Below are 5798 nucleotides of genomic sequence, written 5' to 3' on the forward strand. Positions count from 1 at the left end.
AAAAAATTACCCCATCGCACCCAAATTTTTTCCGAGATTTTTGCCGACGGCTTGACAAATGAATAAAAATGTGGTAATCAGCCGAGGGAGGGAGAACCCTAGGTTTACCTATTTGGGTCTATGTAATTTATGGCAGTGACAAACCCGCCTAGCAAGTGTTTCACTGCAATGTTTTTTGCGGGCAGGAGTTTGGCGATCGCGAACTAGCTATCGGGGAGAGAGAAAGGCGCTGAAGGACGTTTGCCTCAGTGGGATTAACCCACGCCTTGTCTTATGTTACTAATATTGGGGTTGAAAGGAGGCTGGCAATTGATGAAGAATTTGGGCGATCGCTTGCTCCAGAGTTCTTCGCGATCGAGCTTGTAGAACTTGCCATCGGGCATAATCGTCTCGGTGAAATTCGTGTTTGCCATTTCCGCATCCATTACCCTAGCTTCTGCCAGATTCGCCCCACTGAGATTTGCCTCATTCAAATTGGCTTGGAGTAAGATAGCTTTAATTAAAATTGCTCCATGCAGATTTGCACCCTTGAGGATTGCGCCCATCAGCATGGCTCGCCACATCACCGCTCCTGTGAGCGTTGCATTTGTGAGGTTGGCTTTTGTGAGGATTGCGCCAGTCAAATTCGCTCCTTTCAGATTGGCATTTTGCAGTTCGCTTTGAGTCAAATCTGCCAGTCCCAAGTCTGCATTTTCCAAACAAGCTCCCCGCAAATCCGCACCCATTAAATCCGCGCCGGTGAGTTTGGTTTCCTTCAAACAGGCATTTCGCAAGTCTGCTCCTACTAAAGAAGCGCGCCGCAAATCGCTTCCGCTCAAGTCTGCGCCCTGTAGAGTGCTGCGAGAGAGATTAATTTGACAAAAATCTCGGTTTCCCAAGGCATATTGGTTGAGAACTTCACAATTTTTTCTAACCATATTTTCCTCTTCAATTGTATGGTGTAGTGAAACGGAAGATGAACGATCCGATAGGGTTTTCAATTCAGAGATAACATGCTGGTAGGATTTTATTAGCGAATTTTCGAGCGATAAAGCTAGGAGGCAATAGCCGCGCTGCGGATTGATTTCGATTAATTAGCGACTCAATTCCTGGCGGTGCTGAGAGCCAAAGCGCCATTTAATTGTGGGTGGGATAATGACGACAGAACTTTCTCTCCATTCATCTTCAAAGTGGGATAGGTTCGCCGGTGAGCCTTGCTGTACGCGAGTGGAAATTCCGCAAGCGCCGTCTTGCTCTAAGGCTTCTACGTAACAAGATTTGGCGAATTCAGCTCGATCTAGGGTGTCAAAAGCGCCAAAATAGTAGGTACAAAAAGGAGACTGGGTGACAATTTCTACCCACCAGCCCACTTCGCCCTGGTTCCTTTTTGTGGTGTTCGTTGAGTTCATACTATCGATCCCTCTTGCGACAAGAACACTGCTAATTTCGGTCAGATAGCTGTGTTGGATGGGCTGTAGGTTCTGCAAAAATTTAGGAAAATTGTGGGGATGGCATTCCTGGGGCGATCGCTCACCGGTGGTTTTCCGGGGGAGAAAACTGCCGCGATCGCCGATATGATGCACGCGGATCGGAGGCGATCCGCGTTTTGCTCGGGTTGTGAACCGAGGCGATCGCCATCATAGGATTGGGTTTATCCTTACCGGAGGATTTCCGTCCACAAGGGATCCTCCGGGGATTTTGGGGTTTCCCAAGCCGGTCTAAAGCGATTGGGAAACAGACGATCTTCGATCCACCACCCCTCACAAGGCAGGCGATCGTCGATTTCGTGGTATTGGCACGCTGCAACCGTTTCGGTGTCGGCGTGACACCCCTGGCAAAATCGATTTAAAACATTCATGTTTTCCAGAACAATTGGATCGCTCATGGCAGGGTTAGGGGTGAATTTCCCCTTTTGTTACATCTACCTTCGAGATTAGATCGCAAACATGAAGATGTTTGGTAAGGAATCGCTCAATTTGGGTAGAATCGCCAGATTTTTTTGTAAATAATTATGAAGCCGTGCTGCATTCAAACTCCGTAGGGGTTAAAGAAATATTAAGCCCAGAGTTTGAGGCGATCGCTGCCCGGTGGAGTCGAGTTACAGAACCCGAAAGCCAGAATTTGTTGCTCGAATCAAGATTAAACGCGACAATGCTGAAGTTTTAGACCCTTCTGATTTTTATGCCATCAACCACGGAAGCTTTGAATTTCCCCATTTTTAGTCCGTGATTTTACCGACCTTCCTTGCGGGGTAGTGGAGGAGTGTCAATGACAAATTTCTCCTGTTTCGTTGCCGAACCTTTACCTTCAGCTTCACTATATCATAGAAAGATTCGCAATATTTTTTTTTTAGGATAAACTTTAGAAATCCGCTGGAAAATTTAACAAAAATTTCAGATTTTTTCGGAACAATTTGATAGAGAGGAGAAGACCCGCGCCACATCCGAACTGGGGTATAAATTGGCTCAAAAAACCGGCTCGGAGAGGAAGGTTTAGGGGTCATGCTGCGGGAAGGTGGGAGGGGCAAAGCAGGGGAATTCGGACGGATCCAAGTCTCCGTCAATGGTGGGGTGGAAAAATCGGTAAAAAAGCTTGTGGGTCGAGAAGGGGATGAAATCGACCGAGAAGCGGAAGCGGGAGTGGGGGTGAGGCGATCGCTAGATTGAGGAGTTGTTAAAAGCTCCGAGGGCAAACGGTTGCTCCCACTTCAATGGTGCAGGCGATCGCACCGATGGGAATCAAGGGACTTTTTCCGCAACAATTCAACATCAGCGATCGGCAAATTCCTGCCAAAAGGCAGAAATTCACCGAATAATTTAATCCAGCATCCTTCTTAGGTTTGTTGTCATTTTATCTTTGAAATTGCTATCCTAGAATAGTTGTAGCAACGATAAGAACGACATGGCTAGAGATTATATGCTTCGAATTCGGCTAAATAGCCAAGAATTAGATAGATTGAAAGCAGAAGCGGATCGGCGCGAACTTTCAATGTCAGAAGTGATTCGAGACTATATCAAGAGAATGCCCAAACCAAAGAAAGGTGCAGAACACTCAGAGGAGGCTCCTGCGTAATTGCTGCCCAAACAAAACGGGCGTGGTTTATTCCGAGCGTCCATCCTCATCGAATCCCTGGTCAGGTTCTTCCCGGGAGGAGGGGCTTGCCCGATCGTCAAATCCCAGTTCGGGTTCTTCCCGGGGCGATCGCTCTCGATCGGCATCAGATTGCCCGTGGGGGGAAAGCCGTTCATCCTCATCAAGTCCCAAAGGGGATTCAGAGGATGGCGGTTCCCCCTCCTGGGTTTCAAAACTGTCCAACGGTTCCAAATCTTCGGGGGAAAAACTAGCAGGTTCGCGGCGATGAATGCGAATTTGATTTAATCGCGGCCCTTCTGCGGAGACCACGGTAAGTTCGAGATTATCGTAGTGAAGAACTTCTCCTTCAACCGGTATTTTTTGGAATTGGTAGAGTACAAAACCACCGAGAGTTTGGTAGTCATCGATTAAAGGAAAATCCAGATTGAGGATTTCGTTTACTTCTTCCAGGTGAATTTGCGCTTGGACGAGAAAAGTGCGATCGTCGAGCATTTGCACGCTTAATGCTTCTCGGTTTTCGATTTCGGGACTATCTCCAATAATTTGGGCCACTAAATCGTTAATGGTGATTAATCCGGCAGTGCCGCCAAATTCGTCCACCACCATCACCATTGCCCGTTCCGATCGCTGCATGATCGGGAGCAATTCGCTCAAGGGGGTATATTCCGGAACGAAGCGCGCGGGTCGGATCCAAGCGGCGATCGGCGTGTCAGGAGTGAGGATACCCCGGGCCAAGGGTTCGGCGAGTTGTTTGAAATAAATAATCCCGCGAATATCGTCTAAGGATTCTCCAATCACCGGATAGCGCGAGTGAGTGCTGCTGACCACTTCATCCACCAAGGTTTGAAAGGTCGCATCGTAGGGAATGGCGCGAATGCTGGTACGCGGAACCATCACCTCGTTGGCGGACACATCGCCAAATTCAAAGACGTTATTGAGCAGTTCTCGCTCTTCCGCCTCCAATCCCGTAGATTCGCGTTCTGTAGCGATAATCAGTTGCAACTCTTCTGGCGTGACGCGACTGGACCAGGCGCGCGGGTTGTAACGAATGCCCCCCAAACGCAACAACCAGCGGGTGGATTGGTTTAAAATCCAGATAAAGGGATTGAAAAATCGCGCGATCGCCAAACTGAGCGGTCCTAACCAGCGGGCCAGTTGCTCGGCGTAAAGCAAGGCGATGGATTTCGGGCAGAGTTCTCCCAAAACAATTTGCAAATAGGCAACTAATAAAAAAGCCACCGGAATTGCCAGAGAATGGGCGATGAGCTGCTTGATATTTTGCTCTAGGGGCCATTGGCGCATCCAACTGGCCACTAAGACTGCCATCGTATTTTCGCCAATCCAACCGAGGGCGAGACTCGAGAGAGTGATACCCAGTTGGGTGGTGGAGAGGAGGCGATCGATGTTGCGCTGTAGGTGCTGCACCGTTTTTGCTTGTAAATCGCCGCTTTCCGCAAGCTGATTGATGCGCGATCGCCGCACGGACACCATCGCAAATTCTGTGGTAACAAAAAAGGCATTGATGGCAATCAGCGCAAAAACGGAGAACAACCGCAGGAGCAGATCTTGCCAAGTATGGGCGGTTTCCACAGGAACTTGAGTGACCAAAGCGCTACCAGCCTCCAGTCCAACGACACCAAAGGCAACTATCCATACCAGTAAAAATAAGCTTAGAGAACGCACCAGAAATCTTCATCTTGTAACGGTTTAAAATCGAGAGTTAATCGAAACGTGAGGGTCATTTAATTCCCCGACTAAAACATTAAAAACGGTATCATTTTAGAAAAAAATTGAAAGGGCGAAGGGGAGAAAAATTGAGGCTGAAAAGTGGAAAATTGAGCCAATCGGACTGCTCAATTTTCACTGCAAAACTGCTCAATTTGTCATTCTCCCCTTCACCCCGCCATGCGATCGCCTGAGTGGATCAATTAATTGGGATGTCCGAGAGTTCGAGCTGCAATTGCCGATCCGGATAGTCTGTCAGGGTCAAAGAGAGTTTTTGCGCGTTTTCCAATAACGCCGTGGGAATGGTCACGGTGCCGCTATACGCGCGATCGTTGGGGGGAAGTTCTCCCGGTAGTCCCTCGGTAGTCGCACTGAGCGATCGCCCGCGATCGTCGGTGACGTTTAAAAAGCTGTAGAGAAACTGCACCGATCGCGACCCGGAATTTTTCAGCGTCACCTCTAACTCGAGGGAGCCGTTTTGCTTTTTCACCCCCCCCACTTCTAGGTTCACGTCGCCATCGGCACTCGCCATCGGAAAGCGATCGTCTTTTTTCTCTTCCTTGGCTTCGCTATCGGCGTTGGCTGTTGTGCCCTGTGACTCCGCTTGCGCTTTCGGTTGGGGCTTTGCCTCCGCCGGGGGGGGCACTTTCCCCTCTCTTATCGCCTTCACCTGCTCGACAATCTTTTTTTCCTCTAATAACTTGATTCCTTTGCCCTCCTCGATCTTGCTGGAGTTGGAATCCCCCGCATTTGCCGTAGTCGGACGAATGTCGGGCTGCGTTACCTCTTTTAGGGCTTGAGTCCCTAGGGTTAATCCCCACCGCGCACTGGTTCCACCAGCAATGAGCATCATGCTTAACAACAAAAAGGTTAAAACGATCGTAGGATTGAGTTTCATAGTAGCCTCCGATATGTTTGGAAACTCCCGTGCTTTAGCCGGGGGAGGAAAAACGAACGTGCGGCTTTAGCCGCCGTCAAAACTATATTGAGAATTGGGTGTG

At 48.9% G+C, this 5798-nt stretch carries 8 protein-coding genes; 3 read left to right on the forward strand and 5 right to left on the reverse strand.

Annotated features, from left to right (window positions below; translation table 11 throughout):
- Nucleotides 1-254 precede the first annotated feature (254 nt).
- Both LKK83_RS09855 and LKK83_RS09860 read right to left on the reverse strand, forming a co-directional pair.
- A complete protein-coding gene (locus tag LKK83_RS09855; protein ID WP_324630917.1) occupies nucleotides 255-917 on the reverse strand; it encodes a pentapeptide repeat-containing protein in 663 nt (220 codons plus the stop codon).
- A gap of 156 nt (nucleotides 918-1073) precedes the next feature.
- Nucleotides 1074-1388 carry a DUF1816 domain-containing protein gene (locus LKK83_RS09860; protein WP_324630918.1) on the reverse strand — a complete coding sequence of 105 codons (315 nt, stop codon included), beginning with the start codon at nucleotides 1386-1388 and terminating at the stop codon, nucleotides 1074-1076.
- A 99-nt stretch (nucleotides 1389-1487) separates the two neighbouring features.
- Here LKK83_RS09860 and LKK83_RS09865 point away from each other — a divergent pair, with 99 nt between their 5' ends.
- Nucleotides 1488-1622 (forward strand): hypothetical protein, encoded by a 135-nt coding sequence (locus LKK83_RS09865; RefSeq protein ID WP_324630919.1) that lies wholly within the window; start codon nucleotides 1488-1490, stop codon nucleotides 1620-1622.
- A gap of 14 nt (nucleotides 1623-1636) precedes the next feature.
- Here LKK83_RS09865 and LKK83_RS09870 read toward each other — a convergent pair whose 3' ends face one another.
- On the reverse strand, nucleotides 1637-1864 hold the full coding sequence (locus LKK83_RS09870; RefSeq protein WP_324630920.1) for a hypothetical protein: 228 nt from the start codon (nucleotides 1862-1864) through the stop codon (nucleotides 1637-1639).
- Between the two features lie 616 nt (nucleotides 1865-2480).
- Between LKK83_RS09870 and LKK83_RS09875 the strand changes: the two genes are divergently transcribed.
- Nucleotides 2481-2645, forward strand: coding sequence for a hypothetical protein (locus LKK83_RS09875; RefSeq protein ID WP_324630921.1), 165 nt, complete (start codon nucleotides 2481-2483; stop codon nucleotides 2643-2645).
- 250 nt (nucleotides 2646-2895) lie between these two features.
- A complete protein-coding gene (locus LKK83_RS09880) occupies nucleotides 2896-3051 on the forward strand; it encodes a ribbon-helix-helix protein, CopG family (protein WP_324630923.1) in 156 nt (51 codons plus the stop codon).
- 27 nt (nucleotides 3052-3078) lie between these two features.
- Here LKK83_RS09880 and LKK83_RS09885 read toward each other — a convergent pair whose 3' ends face one another.
- On the reverse strand, nucleotides 3079-4698 hold the full coding sequence (locus LKK83_RS09885) for a hemolysin family protein (protein ID WP_324630924.1): 1620 nt from the start codon (nucleotides 4696-4698) through the stop codon (nucleotides 3079-3081).
- 298 nt (nucleotides 4699-4996) lie between these two features.
- The gene (locus tag LKK83_RS09890) at nucleotides 4997-5695 is read right to left on the reverse strand and encodes a hypothetical protein (RefSeq protein WP_324630922.1); all 699 of its coding nucleotides are present in this window, start codon (nucleotides 5693-5695) and stop codon (nucleotides 4997-4999) included.
- Nucleotides 5696-5798: the final 103 nt, after the last annotated feature.

Origin of the sequence: Phormidium sp. CCY1219, from assembly GCF_035615515.1 — a bacterium.
GTDB lineage: Bacteria > Cyanobacteriota > Cyanobacteriia > Cyanobacteriales > Laspinemataceae > CCY1219.